The organism is Amycolatopsis sp. VC5-11 (assembly GCF_037034185.1).
Classification (GTDB): domain Bacteria; phylum Actinomycetota; class Actinomycetes; order Mycobacteriales; family Pseudonocardiaceae; genus Amycolatopsis; species Amycolatopsis nivea.
Window position 1 is genome coordinate 19,631 of record NZ_JBAGKF010000007.1, and the last position, 25,260, is coordinate 44,890.

Consider the following 25,260-nt stretch of genomic DNA (forward strand, 5'->3'; position numbering starts at 1 on the left):
GGCGGCGGCTACTTCCGTTGTTCGAGCCGGTAGCTGCCGTTGTTGCCGAGCACGAATCGTTCGAGGGGGTAATACGTGCGGTAGCAGCCGATTTTGAAGACGCAGAGCGCGATCTTCGCCTGTTTCACCAATGTCGCTTCGTAGTGCGCGGATCCGGGGTAGCTGAGCTGGTTCTGGATGAGGCCCTGGTAGTCGGCGACACCGCCGCCGTCTTCCTTGAGGTAGTCGTAGTGGCGGATGTTGCTGACGGTCTTGCCGTCGTAGCACCAGTCGACCCGCACGGCCCACTTCACCGCCGTGGCGTGGGTGGTGCTCGGGTAGCTGATGTAGCGATCCGCGAACGTGCAGCTGGTTTTGGCCGGGGCGGCGGACGCGGGCTGACCGGCGGATGCCGTGGCTGCCAACGCCACCGTCGCGGACGCCGCGAGGACTGCCTTTCGAAGCACCTGCACGACCAGCCTCATTCCTTTGTGGACACCGCGGGTGGTTGATCAACTTCACATAGTAAGAACCCGGGTGTGGAGGCGCAACGGACACGAACGGGTGGACAGGCCGCGTCTCGTCCGCGAATCGGGGAGCCCGCAGCTGCCGGAGTTCATTTCCTGAAGGAATGATTTCTGGAGTCGTGGTGCAAAAACACCCGACTCGCCAGAATCGCGCGCGTCAAAGACCGTGCTGCACCGGTCCCCAGGCAGCCACAGGAAGCCCATGCTCAGCAGCGAACTGAGCAGCCGCGAAGTCATCCAGCAGTTCGCCCCGATCGTCGACCAACCGGCACACCATCGCGACCGGATGATGCCCGGCCGCGGAAACAAGTTCGACCGCTCGCTCCCACACCCGCGGGCGGCCACTCGAAGCGCACCGCACAGGCAGCACGTGCCCAGGACGGATCAGATCGGCGGGCACCGTGCCCGGATCGGCGAGGACTCGCATCGTGCGGGCTCGGTCGCGGGCGGAGATGCCGGTTCCGGTATCGACCGCGTCGACGGCGACGGTGAAGGACGTTCCGCTGTCTTCCGAGGCGAGTACGGGCTGGTCAGGGATCCGCAGGCGGTCCAGCCAGGCGGACGGGGCGGCGGCGTGCAGCAGGCCGCTGGAGTACCGGATGGCGAAGTGCAGCAGTTCGGGCGTCGAGGACTGCGCGGGCAGGACGAGCACGGCTCCGTCGTCATCCTGCAGCACTGCGGGGCGGCCGGAGGCGAGGGCGAGATAAACAATGTCGGCTGGGGCCGGGAGGGTGCAGAGGTCGGTCATCGGGGGTTCCTTGCGGTGGTCAGGGTGCGGCGTCGCCGGTGCGCAGGCCTGCGAGGAGGGCGCGGCGGCTGGCTCGGACGTGCTCTCGCATGACCTGTTCGGCGCTGTCGCCGTCTTTCGACAGGATCAGTTCGAGGACGTGGTGGTGTTCGCGGTCGGACTGGTGCGGCCGGCCCGGTTGTTTGAGCGACGTGGTGACCAGGCGCGAGTAGGCGAGCTGGTTCATCAGGGTGCGGTAGTGCGCTTCGAGTTTGCGGTTGTCCGCGCCGACGATGATGAGGTCGTGGAATTCTTCGACGAGCTGTGCGTAGCGCGCCCGGTCGTCGGCGTCGACGGCCAGGTCGGCTTGGCGCAGATTCTCTTTCAGCTGGTCGATCTCGGGCACTTGGCCGCGCTGGGCGAGCAGGCGCGCCGCGGCTCCTTCGAGGAGTTCCTTCATCTCGAACAGTTCCGTGATTTCCCGGCGGGACGGTGCGGTGACGAAGGTGCCGACGCGCGGGCGGATCTCGACCAGGCCTTCGGTCTGCAGCTGTTTGAAGGTTTCCCGGACCGGGGTGCGGCTGACGCCGAATTCCTCGGCGAGCGCGAGTTCGGACAGGCTCATCCCGGGCGAGACCTCGCCGGCGATGATGCGCCGCCGGATCTCGGCGATCAGCCTGCCCTGGATGGAGCCGGTGCTCGTCCCGTTGACGCCAGCCATGGTGCCTGTCTCCCTTCGCCTGCCCCGCGTTCCGCTGCCGGTCTAGGCCAGCGGATCGAGGGCGCTTCCGTCGAAGAACCTACCTGCGCTGTACACCATCGACGGGATGTCGGCGGCCTCCGCGTGGACGACCCGGCAGATGAACACCGTGTGCGTGCTGGCCAGCAGCCGCTCGCGGATCTCGACCTCCATCCGTGCGGCGCTGCCCTCCAGCAGCGGGCTGCCGTGCGGGCCCGGCGTCCAGTCCAGGCCCGCGAACTTGTCGGCGGATTTCGTCGCGAACGTCTTGACGACGTCGAGCTGCCCGGCGGACAGGATGTTGATCGCCAGGTGCCCGGTCCGGTACAGGCAGTCGTGCGTGGAGGACGTGTGCTGGACGGCGACCATCACCGTCGGCGGGTCGAGCGAGATGCTGGAGAACGCGTTGACGGCGAGCCCGCGCGGGGTGTCGCCGTCGAGCGCGGCCACGACGGTGACGCCGCTGACGAACCGGCTGTTGACCTGCTTCATCAGGTCCGGGTCGGGGAAGGTCATCGGGGTGTTCCTCGGCGGGATCGTGGAAGTCATGGCGGTCACCGGTCCTGTCCGACGGCGACGATGCCGAGTGCGGTGAGCAGGGCGCGCGGGTCCCAGGTGACCGTCTCCTCGAAGATGCGGTCTTCGCTGAACCGCGCGAAGGTGGCGCCGTTGACCGCGACGGACCGGTTGGTCGCGGGAACGCCGAGGAACGACTCGGTGTGCGAACCGGTGCTGTGCCAGCGGATGGCCGCGCGGTCGCCTTCGACGACGATCTCGTCCACGACGGTCGTCAGGTCCGGGAACGCGGAGCGGGTCGAGACGATGGAGGCTTTGAACTGGTCGCGGTCGTGTTCGGCGCCGCCGCTTTCGATCCGGCGGTAGCCGGGGCTGAGCAGGTCGTCGAGCGCGTCGACCTCGCCGCGGTCCCAGGCGCTCTCCCAGGCGGCGCGGATGTGGTCGCGCCGGGAGTCGTTGTCGGCCATCACGATGTGTCCCTTCTCTTGGTGCGGGGCGGTCAGGACGCCCGGGCTTTGCTCTTGACCTCGGCGGCCTTGACGGCGGGGTCGTCGAAAACCGGCTTCTCGCGGTGCCACAACGGCGGCAGCCGGTAGGTCAGGACGAAGACGATCGCCGCGACGCCGAAGCCGACGAAGTACGACAGGTCGCCCCACTCGGGATGGGCTTTCGCCATGGGGCCCACGTAGAACGACAGGTTCCAGAACAGCGCGGAGACCGCCGCGCCGACCACCCAGGCGACGAAGCCCCATTCGAGGATCCGGCGGGAGTCGTAGAGTTCGGCGATGCGCGACCGGTCGCGCCGGTGCCCGAGCGCGTAGTCGAGCAGCAGCACCGCGCCGAACGGGGCGATCAGGTACGCGCCGAGGAACAGGAAGGTCTTGAACTTCGCCTCGAAACCCTCGTCCGCCCACAGGCTGATGGCGTAGGCGACCGCGCAGATGGCGGTGACCGCGGTGCGGCGGCTGATCGGGATCCGCAGCGTCTGCACCGAGATCGCGCCGCCGTAGACGTTCAGGAAGTTCTGCGAGAACGACGAGATCAGGATGACCAGCAGCGCCGGGATGTGGAACGGGCCGGTGAGCCGGTCGAGCGCCTCGATGGGGCTTTCGCCGGACGCGGCCGAGTTGCCCAGCAGCGCGCCCGCGATGCCCAGCCAGGACAGCGACAGGAAGTTGCCGGCGAAGGTCCAGATGCCGGTGGCGCGGTTGACGCGGTTGCTGTCGGGCAGGTAGCGGGAGTAGTCGGAGGCGAACGGCCACCAGGCGATCAGGAACGACAGGAAGTAGCCGGCGAAGGTGATCCAGCCGCCGGTGCCGCCGATCCAGCCGGACGCGTGCGGGTTGGACTGGAAGCTGCCGGTCCAGCCGCGGCTGACCGAGACGACGGTGATCATCACGAAGCCGAAGAACAGCACGACCGCGAGGATCCGCTCGAGGTAGTGGATCATGTTGTAGCCGAACACGGCCACGACGAGCTGCAGCACGACCAGCACGAGCGTGCCCAGCCAGTAGGGGATGCCCGGGGCGAGCGCCTTGAGCGCCTGCCCGCCGAGGATGACGGTGACCGCGGCCCAGCCGATGCCGGCGAAGACGTTCACGTAGGCGACCGGGATGAAGTTCCCGAAGAACCCGAGCGGCCCGCGGGCCTGGATCTGCTGGGCGACGCCCAGGCGCCCGCCCATCCGGGAGAAGACGCCCATCAGCACCGCGCCGAGCAGCGAACCGCCGATGATCGCGGTGACCGCGGACGTGAGCGACAGCCCGAAGCCGGACGCGACGAACCCGAGCACCATGATCGGGAAGTTCATGCCGGCCGCGAACCAGATGAAGAACTGCGAGACCGGCTTGCCGTGCCGTTCGGAGTCGGGGATCGCGTCCACTCCGTACGGTTCGACCACCGCGATCCGGTCGCGGTAGTGCAGGTCCGGTGCTTCCCCGGCCGGTACCGGGGATGCAGCGTCGTTGCTGGGCATCGGATCACCTTTCGCAGGGGGATCGAAGCGCGGGAGACAAAGGCGGACGACGGGGCGTCCGGATCGGCCGGTACTGCGGCGGGGGCCGCTTCCCTGGCATGCAAGAGAAGGTAGGCGCGGCCACGCTTGCATGTCAATGGGTTGCGGCCGCCAGCGCGGGGGAGGACGCGGCAGCCCGACTGGCATTCAAGCTGAGAAACCGCACTTGATCTGCTGTTATGCACTTCCGATCTGCATCGAACTGGGGCATTTGGCGAGTGGGACAGGTGCGGTCCGCGCTCGATCCCTTGACGTCCGACCCGTCCCGACTTACGGTCTGTGGCATGCAAGAGGAAGTGAGCGCTGACGAGATCGGCCTGCGCAAGGTCGTGGTCTACCGCGAAGAGGTGGTCGCCGAGGCCGGTGCGCCGCCCGCGCGGCCCGCCGTGCAGGCGAGCGTCGCCGCGGTCCTGCGGAATCCGTGGCTGGGCACGAGTCCTTCGCGGGACCTGTCGCCGGAGGTCGTGTCGATCGCGCCGGTCCTGGCCCGGGTGCTGACCGGGCGGCTGCTGGACGCGCTGGGCGGGGTGGACGCCGTCGAGGCGTTCGGGAAGGCCGCGGTGGTCGGCAACGCCGGCGAGATCGAGCACGGCGGCGCGCTGATCCACACCCCGTACTTCGGCAACCTGATGCGCGAGTTCCTCGACGGCGAATCGATCATCTGCTTCGCCGACACCCGCGCGGAGGCCGGGACGACGCTGGTGGTTCCGTTGTGGCACAAGACCCACGCCGCGACCCGGAGCCACTACCAGACGGTCGCCACGCGGATTTCCGACGCGCCCGGGCCCGGCGAGATCGTCGTCGTCGCCGCGGCCTCCACCGGCCCCCGCCCGCATCCCCGCATCGGGGACCGCACCACCGATCCCGCTGTCACCTCGAAGAAACTGGAGAGCGTTCCGTCATGAAGCTGCGCAAGATCGTCACCGTCGTCGAGGAGACCCTGACCGAGGGCGGCCGCCCGGTGGAGCCGGCCGCGCGGGTCGCCGTGGTCGCCGCGATCATCGAAAACCCTTGGCACGGACAGGGTTTCGTCGACGACCTGGCCCCCGGGATCGAGGCGACGGCCTCGGACGTCGGCGCCCTGCTCGCCCCCCGGGTGATGGAGGCGCTGGGCGGGCCCGCGGAGGCGTACGGCAAGGCCGCCATCGTCGGGCTGGAGGGCGAGATCGAGCACGGCTCGGCGCTCATCCACACCTTGAAGTTCGGCGACCACTTCCGCAAGGCGGCCAACGCCACCACGCTGCTGCCCGCCGTCGAGAAGCGCGCGCCGGCGGGGATCGTCTTCGACATCCCGCTCAAGCACATCACCGACGCCACGATCCGCTCGCACCACCAGACGGTCGAGGTCCGCATCGCCGACGCGCCGCACGCCGGCGAGATCGTCGTGGCGCTCGCCGCCGCCGCGCAGGGACGTCCCCAGCAGCGGCTCGCTCCGCTCACCACCGAGCAGTAGCCGCCGATGACCGCGCAGACGCTGGTTCTCCTGCACGGGGTGGGTCTCGACCGCACCGTGTGGGAGCCGGTGACCGCACTGCTCGGCGGCCGGTTCCGGATCGTCGCGCCCGATCTGCCCGGCCACGGTTCGCGTCCGCCGGTACCCGAGGGCACGACGCTGGGCGACCTCGCCGCCGGCGTCGCCGGAGAGATCCCGCCCGGCGCGCACGTGGTGGGATTCTCGCTCGGCGCGCTCGTGGCGCAGCATTTGGCGGTGCACCGCCCGGAACTCGTGGCGACGCTGACCTCGGTCAGTTCGGTCTGCCGTCGCACCGAGGCCGAACGGGCGGCGGTGCTGAAGCGCTTGGCCACGGCGGAGGCCGACCCGCGAGCGAGCACGGCCGCCTCGTTGCACCGGTGGTTCGACGGGACGGACGTGTCCGCGGACCGGATCCGCGCCACCGAAGCCACGCTGGAAGCCAATGATCCGGCCAGTTTCGCCCGCTGCTACCGCGTGTTCGCGACGGCCGACGCGGAGATCGGGCCGCGGCTCGGGGAGATCCGGGCTCCGGCGCTCGCGGTCACCGGCGAACTGGACCCGGGCTCCACGCCGGAGATGACCCGCCGGCTCGCCGAGGCCGTCCCGGACTGCGCTGCGGAGGTGATCCCGGGCGCCCGGCACATGCTTCCCGTCCAGAACCCCCGCGAACTCGTCACCTGTTTGACCGCATTCATCGGAAGGTGCTCCCATGTCTGAGCCTCGACGGCTGTACCACTTCATCGGCGGCAAGCCGACGCCGCCGGATTCGGGCGAGTATTTCCCGAGCACCAACCCGGCCACCGGCGAAGTCCTGTACGAGGCCGCGCGCGGCAACCACCGCGACATCGCCGCCGCGGTGGAAGCCGCCCGCAAGGCGTTCGACGACTCGCAATGGCAGGAGCTGAGCCAGACCCGGCGCGGTCATCTGCTGCGTCGCCTGGGCGACCTCATCGCGGAGAACGCCGAAGAACTCGCCCGTTCGGAAAGCCTCGACAACGGGAAACTGCTGCGCGAAATGCGCGGCCAGCTCGCTACTCTGCCCGAGTACTACCACTACTACGCCGGGCTCGCGGACAAGATCCAGGGCGACGTGATCCCGACGTCCGACCGGCGGGTCCTCAACTACACCGTCCGCGAGCCGCTGGGCGTCGTCGGCGCCATCACGCCGTGGAACTCCCCGCTCACCCTGACCGGCAGCAAACTCGCACCGGCCCTGTGCGCGGGCAACACGGTCGTGATCAAGCCGTCCGAGCACACGTCCGCGACGGTGCTGCGCCTCGCCGAACTCGCGGTCGAGGCGGGCTTCCCGCCCGGAGCGGTCAACGTCGTGACCGGGTTCGGCGGCGAGGCGGGACAGCCGCTGGTGGACCACCCCGGGCTCGCCAAGATCTCGTTCACCGGCAGCACCGCCACCGGGTCGCGGATCGCCGCCGCGGCCGCCGGCCGGTTCATCGGCTCGACGCTCGAACTCGGCGGGAAGTCGCCGAACATCGTCTTCGAGGACGCGGACGTCGCGAACGCGGCGACCGGCGTGGTGGCGGGGATCTTCGCCGCCGCCGGGCAGACCTGCATCGCGGGCAGCCGGGTGTTCGCCCATCGCGCCGTGTACGACGAACTGCTCGAACGCGTCAGCGAACGAGCCCGCAGCATCCGCATCGGCGACCCGCTCGCCGACGACACCGAACTGGGCCCGCTCGCGTTCCCGGACCAGCGCGACAAGGTCGCGTCCTATGTGGACCTCGCGCGCAGCGAAGGCGCCCGCGTGCTGACCGGCGGCCGCGCCACCGACGGCGGGCTTGGCGGCTGCTTCTACGAACCCACTGTGCTCGTGGATGTCCACAATGGAATGCGCGCCGTGCGCGAGGAGATCTTCGGCCCGGTCGCCGCGATCATGCCGTTCGACACCGAAGACGAGGTCGTGGCGCTGGCGAACGACACCGACTACGGGCTCGCCGCGGGGGTGTGGACGACGAATCTCGCCCGCGCGCACCGGATGGCGGCGCGGCTGGACGCCGGCACGGTGTGGGTGAACACCTACCGCGCCATGTCGCCGATGTCGCCCCGGCAGGGCTTCAAGGCCAGCGGCGTCGGCGTCGAGCACGGCACCGAGACCATCAAGGAGTACACCCGCCTCAAGAGCGTCTGGATCAACACCGACGAAGGCCCGGTGCCCGATCCGTTCGTGATGCGGGGCTGACCGTGCCGAACATCGACATCAGCCTCGCCGAGGGCCGGAGCGAACAGCAGATCCGCGACCTGATCTCGGCCGTGCACGAGGCGGTGCTCAGCACCGTCGGCGCCCGGCCCGAGCACATCCGCGTCCTCGTCCGCGAAATTCCCCGGACCCGTTGGGCCACCGGGAACCAGACCATCGCCGAGATGCACGACGGCCGACCGAAGGAGTTTCAATGAGGTTCTCCCTCTTCGTCCACATGGAACGCTGGGACGAGCAGACCACCCACCGCGAGCAGTTCGAGAACCTGGCCGAACTGGCGCTCATGGCCGAGGCCGGCGGGTTCGGCACGGTGTGGGTCGGCGAGCACCACGCGATGGAGTACACGATCGCGCCCAGCCCGATGCCCGTCCTCGCCTACCTCGCCGCCAAGACCAGCACCATCCGGCTCGGCGCGGGCACCATCATCGCCCCGTTCTGGAACCCGATCCGCGCCGCGGGCGAAACCGCGCTGCTGGACGTGATCAGCAACGGCCGCATGGAAGTCGGCGTCGCCCGCGGCGCCTACCAGATCGAATTCGACCGGCTCGCCCCCGGCCTGAAGGCCACCGACGGCGGCAAGCACCTGCGGGAACTGGTGCCCGCGGTCCGCGCGCTCTGGCAGGGCGACTACGCCCACGACGGCGAGATCTGGCAGTTCCCGACCGCGACCAGCGTCCCCAAGCCGGTCCAGCAGCCGACGCCGCCGATGTGGGTCGCCGCCCGGGACCCGGCGTCGCACGACTTCGCGGTCGAACAGGGCTGCAACGTCATGGTCACGCCGCTGATGAAGGGCGACGAGGAGGTGGCCGCGCTCAAGGAGAAGTTCGACACCGCGGTCGGCAACCACCCCGAGGTCCCGCAGCCGGAGATCATGGTGCTGCGCCACACCTACGCGCACTCGCCCGACGACCCCGACGGCTGGCGTCCGGCTGCCGCGGCGATTTCCCGGTTCTACCGCACGTTCGACGCCTGGTTCGGCAACAAGACTGTGCCGGAGAACGGTTTCCTCGAGCCGAGCCCGGAGTCGAAGTTCGCCGATCGGCCCGAATTCTCGCTCGATTCCTTGCACCGCACCGCGATGATCGGCACCCCGGAGGAGATCATCGCCCGCCTCAAGGAATACGAAGCACTGGGCATCGACGAGTTCAGCTACTGGACCGACAACAGCATGACGCACGAGGAGAAGAAGGAATCCCTCGCCCGCTTCATCTCCGACGTCGTGCCGGTCTTCTCCTGACTGCTCGCCGTCACGCGCCGTCGGGGTCGTTGCGCTTCTGGCGCAGGGATCGGCGCACCAGCATCGCCGTCAGCACGATGATGACCAGGGCCAGCGCCACCACGGTATCCGGTATAGCGCCGAAAACCCGCTGGACCGTCTGCTGCGCCTCGAATTGCTGGTCCACGCCGACCGCGGCCCCGACGGCCGCGGTGCCGTCGGTCGCCAGGAACAGGACGCCGATGGCGATGAACAGCAGGCCGGAGATCAGGGACGTCGACTGGGTGCGCAGCGGGCCGATCCGCAGCTCGCGGCCGCGCAGCCAGCGTCGCGAAGACAGGCGCAGGCGGTCCCACAGCAGGGCCAGCGCGAACAGCGGTGCTGCCATCCCGACGGCGTAGACGGCCATCAGCAGGGCGCCGTAGGCCGGGTGCGCGCCGAGCGCGGCGACGGTCAGAATGCCGCCCAGCAGCGGGCCGGAGCAGAATCCGGCGAGGCCGTACACCGTGCCGAGGGCGAAAACGGAGACCAGGCTGGAGATTCGCCATTTCCCGGCGAACCGTCCGGCGGCGGTGCTGCCGAATCCGAGGCCGACGATCGTCATCAGCCCGAGCAACACCAGCAACGCGCCGCCCACGGTGGTGGCGATGCCGCGGTAGCGGGTGAGCAGTTCCCCGATCGCCGCCACCCCGGCGCCCAGCGGCACGAGCACGACCATGAGGCCCGCGAGGAAGGCCGCGGTGCGCGAAAGCAGTGCGCCGACTGTGCCGAACGCGTAGGCGAAAAACGACGGCAGCAGCAGCGCGGCACACGGGCTGACCAGAGAAAGGAGACCGCCGAGGAACGCGGTGAGCAGGCTGACGCCGGTCACGACGCGCCGGCCAGAGCGCGGTCGATCTGCTGCTCGAACAGCGCGGTCGGCTGGGCGCCGAGGACCGGGTAGCCGTTGACGGAGAACGCGGGCGTGCTGGACACCCCGAGCGCGGACGCCTCGGCGAGGTCCGTGCGCACCTCCTGGGCGAGCTGCGGGGAGGCGGTGTCCTGCTGGAAGCGGGCCAGGTCAGGGACGCCGGCGGTGCGGGCGAATTCCAGGAGCCGGTCCGGTGGCAGGTCCGGGTGGCCCTTCTCGGGCGCGGCGTCGTAGAGGGCGTGGTTGAACTCCCAGAACTTCCCCTGCAGTGCCGCGGCGCGGCCCGCGATCGCGGCTTGCATCGACTGGTCGCCGAAGATGGGGAAGTCGCGCCACTCGATCCGCAGCTTGCCGGTGTCGACGTACCGTGTGGCCAGCTTGCGTTCGGTGTCCTTGCTGAACTTCGCGCAGAACGGGCACCGGTAGTCGGAGAAGATCACCATGGACACGGGTGCGTCCGGCTTGCCGAGCGCGAGCGGATCGCCGGGCTTGCGATGCGCGAGTTCGCCGAGCGGGCCGAGGGACGGTTTGGCCGCCGGGGCAGCGGAAGCGGGCGAGGCGTTCGTGTCGGTCTTCGAGGAAATGACCGCGAAGACCACGAGTCCCAGCACGGCGACGGCCAGCGCCGCTGCGAGGACGAGGGTGGGAACTCCGCCGTTGCGCCGGGCCATGCCGCCGACTCCTCTACTAAGTCGATAGTAGTTGACTACTAAGAACCTAGTAGACAGCGATGACCGGAGATCAGCCGGGGCCGGGAAGTCAGCTGGTGCGGCTCAGGCAGAGCAGCGTGAGCGACGCGACCGCCATCGCGGCGGACACCAGCGGCGGCAAGAGCGCAGTGGTTCCGGCGAGGCCGCGGGAGATCGCCCCGGAGCGCCGCAGCATCGGCGAGCGGGGCCGCGTCAGCCACGAAACCCTGGCCTGTACGTGCGCGCCGAAACCGACGACACCGGGCGGTGCAGGGGCGGGTGCCATCGAGTGCAGGGCACCAGTGACGGCGGGAAGACCGCACGCGTTGACCGCCGCGGCGTCCGCGGAAAGCTCGCACAGCACGGAAATCGCGGCCGGGGCGGCTCGGCACAACGGAACCCACGGCAGTGCGCGGGCCATCGAATGGGCGAGGGTGACCGCGAGGTGGTGCCGTCCGCGCAGATGCGCTCGTTCATGCGCGAGCACGGCTTCGGCGACGTCGTCGTCGAGGCGGTCCACCGCGGTCGAGGCGACGACGATCCCGCGGCGGAACCGGCCGATCGAGAACGCGAGCGGCTGTTCGCTAGGCACCCACCAGACGTCGCCGGACACCCGCGCCACCGCGCGCAGGGTCCTCGCGCGGTCGCGGCGGTTCCGGCTGCCGCTGACCAGATCCGCGGTCAGCACGCTGCCGAGCCGGACGAGGAGCAGCAGCACGGTGAGGCCGGTGAGGAGCCGGGTCAGCAGGAGCCACGGGAAGGCGGAATGGCCGATCGCCCGCCAGCAGACGGTGGCGAGCCCGAGCGCTCCGTCGGGGACGGCCGGGTCGGGACTCAGCAGGATGACTGCCGCCGAGAGGGCGGTCGCGATCATCGCGAGGGCGGCGACCAGCCACGCGCACAGCGACAGGGCGGGATGGACCCGCGGCGTGCTGCCGGGCCGCAGGTAGCGGGGCGCCCCGGCGGCGATGACGACCGAGGCGAGCAGGAAGGCGACGGCGAGCGTCACGAGCGCTCCGGCTTCCGGGGCTCGTCGAGGGCTTGGCGCAGGAACTGCGATTCTTCGGTGTTCATGTCGCGCGCGAAGCTCATCAGCACCCCGCGCGGATCTCCCAGCGAGTCGAGCAGATCGCGGAGCATCTGCGCGCCAGCTTCCTCGCGGGCGCGGGCGGGACGGTAGGACCACGCGCGCCCGTCGCGTTCCCGGACGACCCAGCCTTTGGTGTGCAGGTTGTCGAGCACGGTCATGACGGTGGTGTAGGCGAGATCGCGCTCGGCCCGCAGCGTCGAATGGACCGCACGGACGGTCTGAGGGACGTCCGAGTCCCACAGCGCCGCCATGATTCGGCTTTCCAAGTCACCTAGACCAGCCACCCCAGTGATGTACCACAGCCGGGTCGGACGGGTGTCTCCCGGTGGTGCCTGCTGACGCGAATCGCCCGCCAGTTGTCTGGCGGGCGATTCGGCTGATCACTGGGATTCCGGCGTGGCGTGTTCTGGATTGGGCGGCCCCGCCGTCCCGTTGTTCAGCCGACGACGCAGCACCACGACCCACCACAGGAACCCGACCCCCAGCACGACCGCAGCAGTGACCGCGTTCTGCCGGTTCTCCTCCGGCACCGTCAGCGCAGCGACCACGGCGGCGCACCAGAGCAGGCCGAGCACGACGACGGGGTTCAGCCAGCGGCCGAGGTCGAAGACGCCGGGCCGGGCGGCCGGGATGCGGCCTCGGCGGGCGGCGATGGCGGTCGCGGTCAGGGTCAGGCCGTAGACCAGGTAATAGGTCAGGCCGACCATGGCGTAGATCTGGCCGACGATGCCGCCGTTGAGCAGGTTGAGCCCGATCGCGACCGCGGCGACGAAGACGATCGCCCGGACCGGGGCGCGGCTGCGGCTGCCGACCTTCTGCAGGCCGCGGGACGCGGGCAGCATGTTGTCGCGGGACAGCGCGAAGGTCATCCGGGTCGCGACCGCCATGTTGGCGATCAGGCAGGCGAAGATCGAGGCGAAGGCGACCACGATCATCATCGCCCTGGCGAACGGCCCGAGATGCACGGCGAGCAAGCGCAGCACCGGGTTTTCCGCGCTGGCGAAGAAAGTCGCGGGGTCGGCGGGCAGGGCCATGCCCAGGAGCGCGAAGATCAGGAAACCGATGACGCCGGACACGAGCACGGCCCGGAACATCGCGCGCGGGGCGGCGCGGCGCGGGTCGAGTGTTTCCTCCGCGAGGTCGGCGGCTCCTTCCCAGCCGAGGAGCACGTAGACCGGGAGCAGGGCCGCCAGCGAGATGCCGGTGAGGGTCGCCGCGCCTCCGCTCAGCGGGTGGGTGTCGGTCAGGATCCGGGGGCCTTCGGTGTGCCCGAAGAACACGAGCAGCCCGGCGACCAGCACGATGCCGAGGACGACGGTGCCGATCAGTTCGATGGACGCGCCGATGTTGTTGATCCGCGTAGCGACCTTGACCCCGATGATGTTCAGCCCGGCGACCACGACGGTGCAGCCGATGGACAGCGCCTGCACCTGGCGCGGTGTCGGGTCCGTCCAGATCTCCGGCGCGAACACGGTGCCGACCGCGGCGGCCGTCCCGGCGGTCCCGGCGAGGAACGAGACCAGCGCGATCCAGCCGGTGAACCAGCCGAAGTTCGGGCTGACCAGCCGGCTCGACCATTGGTAGGCGTAGCCGGTGATGGGGATCCGCCCGGCCAGGTGCGCGTACACCGCGACCAGGGTGAGGACCAGCAGCAGCACCGGCAGCCACAGGAAGACCGCCGAACCGCCGAGGTACTGGTAGGGATCGGTGAACAGGGTGATGATGCCGGTGTTGATCGACACCATCGAGAACGCGAGCGCGAACGCGGTGAACGAGCTCATGGTCCGGCGGAGCTGCGGCTGGTAGCCGAGCGTGGCGAGATCGTCGTCGTCGGAAACCCGTGCGGCGCGGGCCCGGGTGGCGCCCGGGTGCTCCGGCGCGTTCACCGGACGCCGGTCCCGTAGTCGCGTTCGACGTCGCCGAGCACGTCGTCCAGGACGTCGAGAGCGTGCGAAAGCTGCTCCCGGCTGATGTCGAGCGGCGGCTTGATCTTGATCAGGCTGCCCAGGTTCGCGTAGCGGCTCTCCCCGAAGATCACTCCCTTGCGTTGCGCCCGAAGGAAAACCTCGTGCGCTTCGGCGGGCGCCGGTTCCTTGGTCGCCCGGTCGCGGACCAAATCGATCGACACCATCAGGCCGGGGGAGCGGACGTCGCCGATCAGCGGGTGGCGCGTCTGCATCTCCCGCAGCCGCTCGGTCGCATAGGCACCGTGCTCGGCCGCGCGGGCGGGCAGGTCGTCCTCGATGATCGCTTTGACCGTCGCGAGCCCGGCGGCGATCGAAACGGGGAACTGGCCGAAGGTGAGCTGGTCGTCGCCGGCGAGGAACTTCGCGTGCTCGTGCTTGGCGAGGACCCCGGCGAGCGGGAAGCCGCCGCCGACGCCCTTGCCGAACACGAGGATGTCGGGGTCGAGGCCGTAGTGCTCGCTCGCCCACATCCGCCCGGTCCGGCCGAATCCGGTCTGCACCTCGTCGACGATCAGCAGCATCCCGAATTCGTCGCAGAGCTCGCGGATGCCCCGGTGCCAGCTCGCGGAGAACTCGTTGTGCCCGCCGTTGCCCTGGATCGGTTCGTAGATCAGGGCGGCGACCGGGCCTTCGGCGCCCTTCTCCAGGATGTCGCGGACGACGGCGAGCGTCAGTTCGGTGTCCTCTTCGGCGGTCCGGCCGAGCCGGGGGCGGAACAGGTCCGGCCGGGGCAGCCGCAGGAACCGGGGCTGCAGCCGGGCGAACGCGTTGCCCGGATGCGGCCAGCTGGCTGCCATGGTGGCGATCGACCGTCCGTGGTACCCGTCGTGCAGCACCGCGACGTGCTCGGCGTCCGGGCGGTTGCGCAGGGCGAGTTTCAGCGCCATCTCCACCGCCATCGACCCGTGCAGGGTGAACCCGACCCGGTTGAGGTCGCCGGGGGCGATGGACACCATGAGCGCGGCCAGCTCGAGCAGTGCCGGGGTGTGGAAAGTGGGGCGGGCGTGGGTGAGCTCGCGAGTCTGCGCGATCGCGGCCTCGATGACGCGCTCGTCGCCGGCGCCGAGGTTGTTCGACCAGGCCTGCGCGGTGCAGTCGAGGTACTCGTTGCCGCGGTCGTCCCACACCAGCGAGCCCTGGGCGCGGACCAGGGTCAGCTTCTCCGGGTCGCCGCCGGCCGGCTCGTGCAGGAGGGCCTCCCGCCCGAGGAGGTGCAGGTCGGGCGTGTCCGTCAGCGTGCTCGTCACGGTTTCTCCTTGGCAGCGCGGTGGATGTCCGCCCGAGCGTAAGAACGCGAGGCGTCCCGGCGGAAAGACGGAATTGAGTAGACTTCATAGATGCTCTCTATGAATGTGGAGTTGCGGCATCTGCGCGCGTTCGTCGCCGTGGCCGAGGCGGCGAACTTCACGAGGGCCGCCGAGGCGCTGCTGATCTCCCAGCCGTCGCTGAGCTACACGATCCGCCAGCTCGAAGGGCAGCTGGGCTTCCGCCTGTTCGCGCGCACGACCCGCGCGACCGCGCTCACCTCGGCGGGGGAGACGTTCCTCGCCGAGGCACGGGCGGTGCTGGCCCGGTTCGACCAGGCGGCCGTCCTGGCGCGCCGGATGGCGGTCGGCGAGGTCGGCACGCTGCGCGTCGGGTACCTGATCGGCGCGGTCGTCGACCTGGTCCCGGCGATCATGCGGGCGTTCGCGGGCCGGTATCCGGACCTGGACGTCGAACTGGTGGAGTACGACTTCTCCGCGCCCCGGTGCGGGCTCGACACCGGCGAAACCGACGTCGCGATCGTCCGGCCGCCGCTGGATTTGCCCGACCTGCGCGAGCGAATCCTGCGCCGCGAAAAATGCGTCGCGTGCGTCCCGGAAGGACACTCGATCGCCGGACAGCCGGAGGTCGGCGTGGCCCGCCTGCTGAGCGAGCCGATCGTCGCCGCTCCCGGCGACGGGCAGTGGCGGGATTCCTGGATCCTGACCGGCCTGCGCGGCGAATCCCCTGTGGTGGCCTGCGAAGCCGCCACGTTCGAAGCGGAGCTTCAGGCCGTCGCGTTGGGGCGGGGCTTGTCGATCGTGCCCGCTTCGGCGAGCCAGTTCTACGCGCGTCCGGGAGTGCGGTTCGTGCCGATCTCGGACCTTCCGGAGTGCACGGTCGCGGTCGCCTGTTCCGCGGACGCGCCGCAAGCCGCGAAGAACTTCGCGGAGGCCGCGGCGGAGACTGCGCGCGAGTTGTCCGATCGGCCTCAGTGAGCCATCGTCAGCGGCGGCGGCCCGGTGGTGCCGCGGACGACCAGTTTCGGGTCGAGGACTGTCTCGGCCGGCGCGACGGTTTCGTCCTCGAGCCGGGCGACCGCCTGACGGACGGCCTGTTCGGCGATCCGGTTCGCGTCCTGGCGGACGGTGGTCAGATCGAAGTGCGAAAGGTGCGACAGGTGGCTGTCGTCGTATCCGACCACCGACAGGTCTTTGGGCACGTCGAGCCCGGCGCGGGCGAAGGCGTGCAGCAGGCCCGCGGCGCAGCGGTCGTTGCCGGCCAGGATCGCGGTGGGCAGGCGGTCTTCGTCCAGAAGCTGCCGGGCCGCGGCCATTCCGGCGTCTTCGGTGTACTCGCCGGGCAGGACGCGGGCGGGCAGTTTGTGCTTGCGCATCGCGCCGCGGTAGGCGCGGCGGCGGTCCGAGGCTCCCGGGCCCTTGCCGCCGTCGACGTGGACGATCTCGCGGTGGCCCAGTTCGGCCAGGTAGTCGATGGCCTGGCGGACCCCGACCGTGTCGGCGGTGTGGACGCTGTCCAGGTGTGCGCCGGGGACACGCCGGCTGACTGACACCGCGACCGTGCGGCGGCCGAGTTCGGCGAGATAGGCCTGCGGGGACGTGGGGCCCAGCAGGATCACCGCCTCGCAGCGGTGGCTCAGCAGGGCTTCCACCGCCTTGGCTTCGTCCCGTCCGGGGGCGCTGGCCGAGAGCAGCACGTCGTAGCCCAGGCGTTCGGCTTCCGGGTAGATGCCTTCGACCAGGTCCGCGTCGAACGGCTGGTGCACGGTGAGCACGACGCCCAGCGTGCGGCTGCGGCCCCGGGCGAGCAGCCGCGCCGCGTTGTCCGGGTGGTAGCCGAGTTCGTCGGCGGCGCGCAGCACCCGCTGCCGGGTGGCCTCGCTGGCGCCGGGCTGGTCGCGGAAGACGAGCGAGACGAGTGCGCGGGAGACGCCGGCCTTGGCGGCGACGTCGACCATCGTCGGGCGCCGCGGCTTGCCCGCGGGTTCCGCGCCGTCCGCGGGGCCGGGCGGCACTCGGTCGGGCACGTGCGCTCCTCTCGTCGGCGTTCCCGGCGATTCTTCCAGGCTTTCCCGCCCGCCCTTGACACCCGGGTGTGACAGCCAGCATAGTTCTTCGCACTAGAGCGCGCTAGTAGAGCGCGCTAGACAGATTCCCTCCGACGTCCGGGAGGACCGCAAGTGACGACGATGTCCCGCATCACCGCCGGGAACCTGTGCCTCGGGTCGGCGCCCGACTCGTGGGGCGTGTGGTTCCCCGAAGACGAGCAGCAGGTGCCTTGGACCCGCTTCCTCGACGAGCTCGCGAGCGCCGGGTACCGGTGGTTCGAACTCGGCCCGTACGGCTACCTGCCCACCGACCCGCGGCAACTGGCCGACGAGGCCGCCGCCCGGGGCCTGCAGGTCTCCGGCGGCACCGCGTTCGGCGCGTTGCACCGCCCGGAAAAGTGGGCCGAGACGGTCGCGACGGCCCGCCGGGTCGCGGAGCTGACCGCCGCCGCGGGCGCGCACCATCTCGTGTTCATCCCGCCGATGTACCGCGACGAGAAGACCGGCGCGTACACCGAAGAACCGCAGCTCACCGCGGAGCAGTGGAACTCGCTCGGCGGGCGCGCGAACGAACTCGGCCGCATCCTGCTGGACGAGTACGGCGTGCGGCTGGTCCTGCATCCGCACGCGGACAGCCACATCCAGACCCAGCCGGAGATCGAGCGGTTCCTGAACGAGACCGATTCCCGGTACGCCAACCTGTGCCTGGACACCGGGCACGTCGCCTACGGCGGCGGCGACAACCTCGACCTGATCCGCCGGTTCGCCGAACGCATCGGCTACGTGCACATCAAGCAGATGGACCCGGACGTGCTCGCGCAGGTGGCCGCCGAAGGGCTGTCGTTCGGCGAAGCGGTGAAACGAGGCGTGTGCGTCGAGCCGCCCGCGGGCGTGCCGGACCCGGCGTCCGTCGTCGAGGCACTGTCCGCTTTGGACGCAGAGCTGTTCGTGATCGTGGAACAGGACCTCTATCCGTGCGCGGCCGAGGTCCCGCTGCCGATCGCGGTGCGCACCCGCGAATATCTCGCCGCGCAGGGACTGGCCGGCACCGCCCGGCCGCGCCTGGGCTGAACACGATCCGGGGAACCACGGGGAAACTCACGCGCCAGTGGGGTCTGGCGCACCGAACCGGGAGCAACCGCATGAGTCACGTCCGGGCAACGACGCCACCGGCCGTACCGCTTGAGGAGAAGGGCCCGCATTCCCGCCGGCTGCGGCTGGTCACCGTCATCGCGACGTTCGGCGGCCTGCTGTTCGGCTACGACACCGGGGTCATCAACGGCGCGCTGCCGTACATGAAGGCCGACCTCGGCCTGTCCCCGTTCACCGAAGGGCTGGTCACGAGTTCGCTGCTGCTGGGAGCCGCGCTCGGCGCGATCCTCGGCGGGCGGCTGGCCGACCGGCGGGGGCGGCGGCGGACGATCCTGGTGCTGGCCGCGATCTTCCTGATCGGCACGCTGGGCTGCACGCTCGCCCCGGTCACCGCCGTGATGGTGCTCAGCCGGTTCGTGCTGGGCCTGGCCGTCGGCGGCGCTTCGGTGACGGTGCCGACCTATCTCGCCGAAGTGTCGCCCGCGGAACGGCGCGGCCGGCTGGTCACCCAGAACGAGCTGATGATCGTGTCCGGCCAGCTGCTCGCGTTCACCTTCAACGCGTTCATCGGCAACGCGTTCGGCGAAAGCAACGGCGTGTGGCGGTGGATGCTGGTGATCGCGACCCTGCCCGCGGTGGTGCTGTGGTTCGGCATGCTGGTGATGCCGGAAAGCCCGCGCTGGCTGGTGTCGAAGGACCGGTTCGCCGACGCGCTGGCGGTGTTGAAGCAGGTGCGCTCGGAGCAGCGCGCGACGGCCGAACTCGACGAGGTGCGCCGGCTCGCGCTGGAGGACAAGAAGTCCCAGACCGGCGGGCTGCGCGACCTCGCCACTCCGTGGATCCGGCGGCTGGTGCTCGTCGGCATCGGGATCGGGGTCGTGCAGCAGGTGACCGGGGTCAACTCGATCATGTACTACGGCACGCAGATCCTCACCGACGCCGGGTTCTCCGCGAACAGCGCGCTGACCGCGAACATCGCCAACGGGGTGATCTCGGTGCTGGCCACCTTCGCCGGGATCTACCTGCTGGGCAAGGTGAACCGCCGCCCGATGCTGATCGCCGGGCAGATCGGCACGACGTCGGCGCTGCTGCTGATCGGGCTGTTCTCCCTGCTGCTGCCCGCCGGGCAGGGCCGGGCGTTCGTGGTGCTCGCGCTGACGATCACGTTCCTGGCGTTCCAGCAGGGCGCGATCTCGCCGGTCACCTGGCTGATGCTGTCGGAGATCTTCCCGCTGAAGCTGCGCGGGCTCGGCATGGGGATCGCGAGCCTGGTGCTGTGGCTGACGAACTTCGCGATCGGCCTGACGTTCCCGATCCTGGTCGACGCGCTGCACATCTCCATGACGTTCTTCCTGTTCGTGCTGCTCGGGCTTGCGGCGATCGCCTTCGTGGCGAAGGTCGTCCCGGAGACCCGCGGCCGCTCGCTGGAAGCACTGGAAACCGAGCTGCACCAACGGTTCGGCGCGCCCGCGCTGGCCGCGAAGGAGGGCTGAACGATGGCGGTGCTCGCCGCGGTCACTGACTCGTGGGAAGGGGATCTCGCGCTCGCTCGCGGGATCGAGGAAGCCGAGCTGCGCGGGACGAAGCTGCTGGTGGCGAACCTGCGGCTGACCCCGCTGGACGCGCCGGCCGCGGCGGAGGTGCTGGACCGCCGCCCCGGCGTGGACGTCGCCGAGCACGTGCTCGACCTGCTGGCCGAGCGGGCCGGCGAGGTCGACCTGCTGGTGATCGGGATGAAACGGCGTTCGCCGGTGGGGAAGCTCGTGCTCGGCAGCGTCGCGCAGCGGCTGCTGCTCGGCGCGGAGGTGCCTGTCCTGGCTGTGAAGACAGCCGAATACTGAAGAGGTGAAGGGAGAACCCGCCGTGACCGTACGCGTGGGAGTGATCGGGGCCGGGATGATCGGGCAGGACCACGTCCGGCGGCTGACCGACGTGGTCGCCGGAGCCGAGGTGGTCGCCGTGGCCGACCTCGACGCCGAACGGGCTGCGCGGGTCGCCGAGGCGGTCGGTGCCCGGGCAGCGGCCGACGGAGCTGACCTGATCGGACAGTCCGATGTGGACGCTGTGGTCGTCACGTCGTGGGGGCCGACGCACGCGGAGCACGTCCTGGCGGCGATCGCCGCGGGGAAGCCGGTGTTCTGCGAGAAGCCGCTGGCCACCACGGCGGAGGACTGCCTGCGGATCGTCGAGGCCGAGCAGGCCTTCGGCCGCCGGCTCGTGCAGGTCGGGTTCATGCGCCGCTACGACGCGGGGTACCGCGAGATGAAACGCGTGCTGGACGCGGGCGAGATCGGCACGCCGCTGATGGTGCACTGCGCGCACCGCAACGCGACGGTGCCGGAGAGCTACCACTCGGAGATGGCCGCGCAGGACACCGCCGTGCACGAGATCGACGTGCTGCGCTGGCTGCTGTCCGACGAGATCGTGTCCGCGCAGGTGCTCACGCCGCGGTCGACGGGGAACCGGTTCCCGCACCTGCGGGACCCGCAGATCATGCTGTTCGAGACCGCGGCCGGGGTGCGGATCGACCTCGAGGTGTTCGTGAACTGCCAGTACGGCTACGACATCCAGTGCGAGACGGTGGGCGAGACCGGGCTGGTCCGGCTGCCCGATCCGGCGAGTCCCGCCGTGCGCACCGCCGGGTCGAGCCGGGTGGCGGTGCTCCAGGACTGGAAGCAGCGGTTCGCCGCGGCGTTCGACGTCGAATTCCAGGAATGGATCGACACGCTCGCGGCCGGCCGCGAACCGGCCGGACCGTCCTCTTGGGACGGTTACGCCGCGACGGTGATCACCGACGCGACGGTGGAGGCCCTGCACACCGGCCGGGTGGTCGGGGTGACGATGAAGGACCGGCCCGCCTTCTACGCCGGGGACGAGCGGTGAAGCTGGGCGCCTACACCGCTTGCCTGCACGACCACACCCTGGCCGAGGCGCTCGACGTGCTGCGGGCCAACGGATTGACCTCGGCGGAGGTGAACAGCGGCGGATTCCTCCCGGCCCCGCACTGCCCGGTCGACCTGCTGCTGTCCTCGGCCTCGGCGCGCCGCGAGTACCTGGCGGCGTTCGCGGAGCGCGGCATCGAGCTGACAGCGTTGAACTGCAACGGGAATCCGCTCAACCCGCTCCCGGGCGTCGGGCCGAAACACGCCGAGGACCTGCGCCGCAGCATCCGGCTGGCAGGGCTGCTCGGCGTGCGGAATGTCGTGACCATGTCCGGCACTCCCGGCTCCGACCCGGACGCGAAATACCCGTCGTGGGTGGTGAACCCGTGGGACGGCGTGTACCTGGACGTGCTGGACTACCAGTGGGACGTCGCGGCCGAGTTCTGGAACGAGATCGACGCGCTGGCCCGGGAAAACGGCGTCCGGGTCGCGATCGAGATGCATCCGCACAACCTGGCGTTCTCGCCGGTGACGCTCAAGCGGTTGGTCGACGAGACCGGCGCGACGAACCTCGGCGCGGAACTGGACCCGTCGCACCTGATGTGGCAGGGCATGGACGTGCTCGCCTGCATCCGGTGGCTGGGCCCGCTGGTGTTCCACGCCGCGGCGAAGGACGTGACGCTCTGCCCCGGGGCGGACGTCCGCGGCGTGCTGGACACGTCGTTCACCCGGGTGCCCGCTGCGCAGGAAGGCAAGGTTCCGACCGGGATCGGCTACTGGTGCTCGGCCTGGCCGCAGGACCCGGCGTGGAAGTTCGTCGCGGTCGGCCTCGGGCACGACACGGGTTACTGGACCGGTTTCCTGCGCGCGCTGCGGGAGGTCGATCCGGGGATCGCGGTGAACATCGAACACGAGGACGCCGCCTACTCGCAGACCGAAGGGCTCGCGCTCGCGGCGAAAAACCTGCACGCCGCCGCTCGCGACTTGTGAAGCCGATCCACGCGCGGGGCGGCCGGGGCACTTTCCCGGCCGCCCCGCCTGTTCTCCGGAGGAAATCGTGAAACTCGCTCTCGACCCGCAGATGTTCTACGCCACGCATTCCGTGCTCGACCTGCCGGACGTGGTGGCGCGCCTGGGCTACTCGTGGCTCGAACTGTCCCCGAAAGCCGACTTCATCCCGTTCTTCGGCCACCCGCGCGCCGACGACGCCACGGTGGCGAAACTGCGCAAGCGCGCCGCCGACGCCGGGGTGGGCATCGCTTCGGTGCTGCCCGTGCTGCGTTGGTCCGGCCCGGGGGAGGAGGAACGCCAAGCCGCGGTGCGCGCGTGGAAGCGGGCGATCCAGATCGCGGTCGACCTGGGGGTGGACACGATGAACTCGGAGTTCAACGGCCGTCCGGAGGCCGCCGAGTTCGCCGAGAGCCAGTTCCTGCGCTCGATGGACGAGCTGATCCCGGTGTTCGAGCGCGAGGGCGTGAAGCTGGTGCTGGAACCGCATCCGGACGACTTCATCGAGGACGGCCATGCCGCTGTGCGGCTCGTGCGGGGGCTCAATCGGGAGTGGATCTCGTTCCTCTATTGCACGCCGCACACGTTCCATCAGGGCAACGATGCGGCGGGGATCATTGCTGACGCCGGGGACAAGGTCACTTACGTGCACCTCGCTGACACCCTCGACCACACTGCCTCGAACGGGCTGCGGTACATCGTGAATCCGCCTGGTTCGACGGTCCGGGTCCATCAGCATGCCGAGATCGGGCGGGGCGAGGTCGATTTCGACGAGGTTTTCGCCGCGCTCGCCGACGTCGGGTTTGACGGGGTGGTGTCGTCGTGTGTGTTCGGCTGGGAGGAACGGGCGGAGGAGATTTCGGTGCGGCAGCGGGAGAAGGCTGTCGGGTTGGTGGAGAAGCATTTTGGGGGCGGGAAGCTTTAGGGCTACAGTGCGGTTTTCTCAGTAGTGCGGTGGGGGTGAAGCTGCTTCTGGCCGAGGGGCGCGGTTGGGCTGGTGCCGGCGTACGTGAGGGGAACCCTGAGGGAATCAGATTCCCTCAGGGTTCCCCTCACGTACGCGAAAACCTCCAGTGCCAGGGACTTAAGGCGGCCCTGCGGGTGCGTGGGGAGCGCGTCTGCCCGGGTCGGGAAGGCTGGGCTGGCTGTCGGCAGGCGGGCCGGTCGGGCGGAAGCGCGGTGTGCGGTCTGTGAGGGACCCCTTGAGGGAATCTGATTCCCTCAAGGGGCCCCTCACGGACTCACGGATACGGTCAGACGGATATCAGTCGGGCATTTCGGCGGGTTTGGTGTCCTGTGCGGACAGTCCGCAGGCCGAAGCCGCCCAGCTTAAGTCCCTGGCATTGACGAGAAAACCTCAGTGAAGGGGGCACGCCCGGCCGGGTGCGCCCCTTCGTCGTGGTTCAGTTAGCAGTCGGGAAGTTGAACGCCGCCCCGTGCGCCTCGGTCTCCGGCCACCGCGTGGTGACTACCTTGGCGCGCGTGTAGAACCGCACTCCGGCCGGGCCGTGGATCGGGCTGTCGCCGATGAGGGAGTCCTTCCAGCCGCCGAACGAGTAGTACGACATCGGGACCGGAATGGGCACGTTGACGCCGATCATGCCGACATGCACGCCGCGCTGGAAGCGGCGGGCCGCTTCGCCGCTGCCGGTGAAGATGGCGGTGCCGTTGCCGTACGGGTTGGCGTTGATGAGCGCGATCGCCTCGTCCACCGTGGACACTCGGACGACCGCGAGCACAGGGCCGAAGATTTCCTCGCGGTAGGCCTGCATTTCGGTGGTCACGTGGTCCAAAAGGGACGGTCCGACGAAGAAGCCTTCCTCGTGTCCGTCGACCGAGCGGCCGCGTCCGTCGACCACCACGGTCGCGCCTTCTTCGGCGCCGCGGGCGACGGCGTCGACCACGCGGTCCCGCGCGGCGGCGGTGACGACCGGGCCCATGTCGTTCGTGGCGTCGGAGCCGGGGCCGACCTTGACCTCGCGGGCCTTGCGTTCCAGCACGCCGATCAGCCGGTCGCCTGCGTCGCCGACCGCGACCGCGACGGAGATCGCCATGCACCGCTGTCCGGCGGAGCCGAACGCGGCGGCGGTGAGGTGGTTGGCGGCGTATTCGAGGTCGGCGTCGGGCAGCACGACGGCGTGGTTCTTCGCGCCGCCGAGGGCTTGGACGCGTTTGCCGGTCGCGGTGCCGCGCTCGTGCACGTACTTGGCGATCGGCGTGGAGCCGACGAACGACACCGCGGACACGTCCGGGTGGTCCAGCAGGGCGTCGACCGCGACTTTGTCGCCGTGCACGACGTTGAACACGCCGTCGGGCAGGCCGGCTTCGGCGTAGAGCTGCGCGACCAGGTTGGACGCGGACGGGTCGCGTTCGCTGGGCTTGAGCACGAAGGTGTTGCCCGCGGCGATGGCGACCGGGTGCATCCAGAGCGGCACCATGATCGGGAAGTTGAACGGGGTGATGCCCGCGACGACGCCGAGCGGCTGGCGGAAGTCGTGCACGTCGACGCCGCGGGAGACCTGGTCGGAGAAGCTGCCCTTGAGCGCGTCGGCGATGCCGCAGGCGTATTCGACGACCTCGCGGCCGCGCACGATCTCGCCGCGCGCGTCGTCGACGACCTTGCCGTGTTCGCTGGAGATGACGCGGGCGAGCTCGTCCTCGTGCTTGACCAGCAGTTCGCGGAAGGCGAAGAGGATCCGGGTGCGCTGGGTGAGCGAGGATTCGCTCCAGGACTCGGCGGCCTTCGCGGCGGCGGCGACGGCGGTGTCCACGTCGGCCGATTCGGCGAGCAGGACGGCGGACTGCTGTTTGCCGGTAGCGGGGTCGTAGACCGGCGCGGTGCGGGTGGAACCGGCGGGGGTGGAGACGCCGTTGATCCAGTGTTCGATGGTGTTCACTTCGC

The 25,260-nt window shown here is 70.0% G+C and carries 27 protein-coding genes; 13 read left to right on the plus strand and 14 right to left on the minus strand.

Going from position 1 to position 25,260, the window contains the following annotated elements; all coding sequences use genetic code 11:
* Positions 1-8: 8 nt before the first annotated feature.
* The 6 genes from WA670_RS21760 to WA670_RS21785 form a co-directional block, all read right to left on the minus strand.
* Positions 9-452 (minus strand): hypothetical protein, encoded by a 444-nt coding sequence (locus WA670_RS21760; RefSeq protein ID WP_134731561.1) that lies wholly within the window; start codon positions 450-452, stop codon positions 9-11.
* A gap of 211 nt (positions 453-663) precedes the next feature.
* Entirely contained in the window at positions 664-1,254 is a 591-nt protein-coding gene (locus tag WA670_RS21765) for a 3,4-dihydroxy-2-butanone-4-phosphate synthase (RefSeq protein ID WP_336158693.1), read from the minus strand.
* Between the two features lie 19 nt (positions 1,255-1,273).
* Positions 1,274-1,954 (minus strand): GntR family transcriptional regulator, encoded by a 681-nt coding sequence (locus tag WA670_RS21770; RefSeq protein ID WP_037814493.1) that lies wholly within the window; start codon positions 1,952-1,954, stop codon positions 1,274-1,276.
* A gap of 42 nt (positions 1,955-1,996) precedes the next feature.
* Positions 1,997-2,521, minus strand: a complete 525-nt coding sequence (locus WA670_RS21775) for a flavin reductase family protein (protein WP_199817725.1) — start codon at positions 2,519-2,521, stop codon at positions 1,997-1,999.
* A gap of 5 nt (positions 2,522-2,526) precedes the next feature.
* A complete protein-coding gene (locus WA670_RS21780; protein WP_336158694.1) occupies positions 2,527-2,955 on the minus strand; it encodes an ester cyclase in 429 nt (142 codons plus the stop codon).
* Positions 2,956-2,987: 32 nt separating this feature from the next.
* Positions 2,988-4,463, minus strand: coding sequence for a purine-cytosine permease family protein (locus WA670_RS21785; RefSeq protein WP_336158695.1), 1,476 nt, complete (start codon positions 4,461-4,463; stop codon positions 2,988-2,990).
* A gap of 323 nt (positions 4,464-4,786) precedes the next feature.
* On the opposite strand from WA670_RS21785, the gene WA670_RS21790 reads away from it, so the two are divergent.
* From WA670_RS21790 to WA670_RS21815, 6 genes are read left to right on the plus strand one after another with little or no spacing between them, the layout of a single operon-like run.
* Complete coding sequence (locus WA670_RS21790; protein WP_238606725.1) at positions 4,787-5,407, plus strand: amino acid synthesis family protein; 621 nt, start codon at positions 4,787-4,789, stop codon at positions 5,405-5,407.
* The gene (locus WA670_RS21795; protein WP_037814485.1) at positions 5,404-5,955 is read left to right on the plus strand and encodes an amino acid synthesis family protein; all 552 of its coding nucleotides are present in this window, start codon (positions 5,404-5,406) and stop codon (positions 5,953-5,955) included. The genes WA670_RS21790 and WA670_RS21795 overlap by 4 nt, the downstream gene beginning before the upstream one ends.
* A gap of 6 nt (positions 5,956-5,961) precedes the next feature.
* A complete protein-coding gene (locus WA670_RS21800; protein ID WP_336158696.1) occupies positions 5,962-6,693 on the plus strand; it encodes an alpha/beta fold hydrolase in 732 nt (243 codons plus the stop codon).
* The gene (locus WA670_RS21805; RefSeq protein ID WP_238606723.1) at positions 6,686-8,173 is read left to right on the plus strand and encodes an aldehyde dehydrogenase; all 1,488 of its coding nucleotides are present in this window, start codon (positions 6,686-6,688) and stop codon (positions 8,171-8,173) included. Before WA670_RS21800 ends, WA670_RS21805 begins: the two co-directional genes overlap by 8 nt.
* Before the next feature lie 2 nt (positions 8,174-8,175).
* The gene (locus WA670_RS21810; protein ID WP_336158697.1) at positions 8,176-8,388 is read left to right on the plus strand and encodes a tautomerase family protein; all 213 of its coding nucleotides are present in this window, start codon (positions 8,176-8,178) and stop codon (positions 8,386-8,388) included.
* Positions 8,385-9,428, plus strand: coding sequence for an LLM class flavin-dependent oxidoreductase (locus WA670_RS21815; RefSeq protein ID WP_037814479.1), 1,044 nt, complete (start codon positions 8,385-8,387; stop codon positions 9,426-9,428). Before WA670_RS21810 ends, WA670_RS21815 begins: the two co-directional genes overlap by 4 nt.
* A 10-nt stretch (positions 9,429-9,438) precedes the next feature.
* On the opposite strand, the gene WA670_RS21820 is transcribed toward WA670_RS21815, so the two are convergent.
* From WA670_RS21820 to WA670_RS21845, 6 genes are all read right to left on the minus strand, one after another.
* A complete protein-coding gene (locus WA670_RS21820; RefSeq protein ID WP_336158698.1) occupies positions 9,439-10,278 on the minus strand; it encodes a cytochrome c biogenesis CcdA family protein in 840 nt (279 codons plus the stop codon).
* Positions 10,275-10,988, minus strand: a complete 714-nt coding sequence (locus WA670_RS21825; protein ID WP_037814476.1) for a DsbA family protein — start codon at positions 10,986-10,988, stop codon at positions 10,275-10,277. The genes WA670_RS21820 and WA670_RS21825 overlap by 4 nt, the downstream gene beginning before the upstream one ends.
* An 88-nt stretch (positions 10,989-11,076) precedes the next feature.
* Complete coding sequence (locus tag WA670_RS21830) at positions 11,077-12,015, minus strand: M56 family metallopeptidase (protein ID WP_336158699.1); 939 nt, start codon at positions 12,013-12,015, stop codon at positions 11,077-11,079.
* Complete coding sequence (locus WA670_RS21835) at positions 12,012-12,380, minus strand: BlaI/MecI/CopY family transcriptional regulator (RefSeq protein WP_037814578.1); 369 nt, start codon at positions 12,378-12,380, stop codon at positions 12,012-12,014. The genes WA670_RS21830 and WA670_RS21835 overlap by 4 nt, the downstream gene beginning before the upstream one ends.
* Before the next feature lie 96 nt (positions 12,381-12,476).
* Positions 12,477-13,982 carry an APC family permease gene (locus tag WA670_RS21840; protein ID WP_275293476.1) on the minus strand — a complete coding sequence of 502 codons (1,506 nt, stop codon included), beginning with the start codon at positions 13,980-13,982 and terminating at the stop codon, positions 12,477-12,479.
* A complete protein-coding gene (locus tag WA670_RS21845) occupies positions 13,979-15,310 on the minus strand; it encodes an aspartate aminotransferase family protein (RefSeq protein WP_199817724.1) in 1,332 nt (443 codons plus the stop codon). The genes WA670_RS21840 and WA670_RS21845 overlap by 4 nt, the downstream gene beginning before the upstream one ends.
* A gap of 90 nt (positions 15,311-15,400) precedes the next feature.
* Here WA670_RS21845 and WA670_RS21850 point away from each other — a divergent pair, with 90 nt between their 5' ends.
* Positions 15,401-16,306, plus strand: coding sequence for a LysR family transcriptional regulator (locus WA670_RS21850; protein WP_037814474.1), 906 nt, complete (start codon positions 15,401-15,403; stop codon positions 16,304-16,306).
* On the opposite strand, the gene WA670_RS21855 is transcribed toward WA670_RS21850, so the two are convergent.
* A complete protein-coding gene (locus WA670_RS21855) occupies positions 16,300-17,355 on the minus strand; it encodes a LacI family DNA-binding transcriptional regulator (protein WP_308196552.1) in 1,056 nt (351 codons plus the stop codon). The two genes, WA670_RS21850 and WA670_RS21855, sit on opposite strands and share 7 nt — an antisense overlap.
* A 162-nt stretch (positions 17,356-17,517) precedes the next feature.
* Here WA670_RS21855 and WA670_RS21860 point away from each other — a divergent pair, with 162 nt between their 5' ends.
* From WA670_RS21860 to WA670_RS21885, 6 genes are all read left to right on the plus strand, one after another.
* A complete protein-coding gene (locus WA670_RS21860) occupies positions 17,518-18,447 on the plus strand; it encodes a TIM barrel protein (protein WP_275293495.1) in 930 nt (309 codons plus the stop codon).
* A 71-nt stretch (positions 18,448-18,518) separates the two neighbouring features.
* Positions 18,519-19,961: a sugar porter family MFS transporter gene (locus WA670_RS21865; RefSeq protein ID WP_134731584.1), complete on the plus strand. Its 1,443-nt coding sequence runs from the start codon at positions 18,519-18,521 to the stop codon at positions 19,959-19,961.
* Between the two features lie 3 nt (positions 19,962-19,964).
* Complete coding sequence (locus tag WA670_RS21870; RefSeq protein ID WP_336158700.1) at positions 19,965-20,309, plus strand: universal stress protein; 345 nt, start codon at positions 19,965-19,967, stop codon at positions 20,307-20,309.
* 22 nt (positions 20,310-20,331) lie between these two features.
* Complete coding sequence (locus tag WA670_RS21875; RefSeq protein WP_134731588.1) at positions 20,332-21,351, plus strand: Gfo/Idh/MocA family oxidoreductase; 1,020 nt, start codon at positions 20,332-20,334, stop codon at positions 21,349-21,351.
* On the plus strand, positions 21,348-22,340 hold the full coding sequence (locus tag WA670_RS21880) for a sugar phosphate isomerase/epimerase family protein (protein WP_336158701.1): 993 nt from the start codon (positions 21,348-21,350) through the stop codon (positions 22,338-22,340). Before WA670_RS21875 ends, WA670_RS21880 begins: the two co-directional genes overlap by 4 nt.
* Positions 22,341-22,407: 67 nt before the next feature.
* Entirely contained in the window at positions 22,408-23,283 is an 876-nt protein-coding gene (locus WA670_RS21885; protein ID WP_134731593.1) for a sugar phosphate isomerase/epimerase family protein, read from the plus strand.
* Positions 23,284-23,761: 478 nt separating this feature from the next.
* On the opposite strand, the gene WA670_RS21890 is transcribed toward WA670_RS21885, so the two are convergent.
* Complete coding sequence (locus tag WA670_RS21890; RefSeq protein ID WP_134731595.1) at positions 23,762-25,255, minus strand: CoA-acylating methylmalonate-semialdehyde dehydrogenase; 1,494 nt, start codon at positions 25,253-25,255, stop codon at positions 23,762-23,764.
* Positions 25,256-25,260 lie beyond the last annotated feature (5 nt).

What these genes read in the sequence shown, in the direction of transcription:
- WA670_RS21795 (WP_037814485.1), top strand. Translation starts at nt 5,404, where the DNA reads ATGAAGCTGCGCAAGATCGTCACCGTCGTCGAGGAGACCCTGACCGAG.
- WA670_RS21800 (WP_336158696.1), top strand. Translation starts at nt 5,962, where the DNA reads ATGACCGCGCAGACGCTGGTTCTCCTGCACGGGGTGGGTCTCGACCGC.
- WA670_RS21870 (WP_336158700.1), top strand. Translation starts at nt 19,965, where the DNA reads ATGGCGGTGCTCGCCGCGGTCACTGACTCGTGGGAAGGGGATCTCGCG.
- WA670_RS21860 (WP_275293495.1), top strand. Translation starts at nt 17,518, where the DNA reads ATGTCCCGCATCACCGCCGGGAACCTGTGCCTCGGGTCGGCGCCCGAC.
- WA670_RS21765 (WP_336158693.1), bottom strand. Translation starts at nt 1,254, where the DNA reads ATGACCGACCTCTGCACCCTCCCGGCCCCAGCCGACATTGTTTATCTC.
- WA670_RS21825 (WP_037814476.1), bottom strand. Translation starts at nt 10,988, where the DNA reads ATGGCCCGGCGCAACGGCGGAGTTCCCACCCTCGTCCTCGCAGCGGCG.
- WA670_RS21775 (WP_199817725.1), bottom strand. Translation starts at nt 2,521, where the DNA reads ATGACTTCCACGATCCCGCCGAGGAACACCCCGATGACCTTCCCCGAC.
- WA670_RS21785 (WP_336158695.1), bottom strand. Translation starts at nt 4,463, where the DNA reads ATGCCCAGCAACGACGCTGCATCCCCGGTACCGGCCGGGGAAGCACCG.
- WA670_RS21790 (WP_238606725.1), top strand. Translation starts at nt 4,787, where the DNA reads ATGCAAGAGGAAGTGAGCGCTGACGAGATCGGCCTGCGCAAGGTCGTG.
- WA670_RS21780 (WP_336158694.1), bottom strand. Translation starts at nt 2,955, where the DNA reads ATGGCCGACAACGACTCCCGGCGCGACCACATCCGCGCCGCCTGGGAG.
- WA670_RS21805 (WP_238606723.1), top strand. Translation starts at nt 6,686, where the DNA reads ATGTCTGAGCCTCGACGGCTGTACCACTTCATCGGCGGCAAGCCGACG.
- WA670_RS21770 (WP_037814493.1), bottom strand. Translation starts at nt 1,954, where the DNA reads ATGGCTGGCGTCAACGGGACGAGCACCGGCTCCATCCAGGGCAGGCTG.
- WA670_RS21815 (WP_037814479.1), top strand. Translation starts at nt 8,385, where the DNA reads ATGAGGTTCTCCCTCTTCGTCCACATGGAACGCTGGGACGAGCAGACC.
- WA670_RS21865 (WP_134731584.1), top strand. Translation starts at nt 18,519, where the DNA reads ATGAGTCACGTCCGGGCAACGACGCCACCGGCCGTACCGCTTGAGGAG.
- WA670_RS21850 (WP_037814474.1), top strand. Translation starts at nt 15,401, where the DNA reads ATGCTCTCTATGAATGTGGAGTTGCGGCATCTGCGCGCGTTCGTCGCC.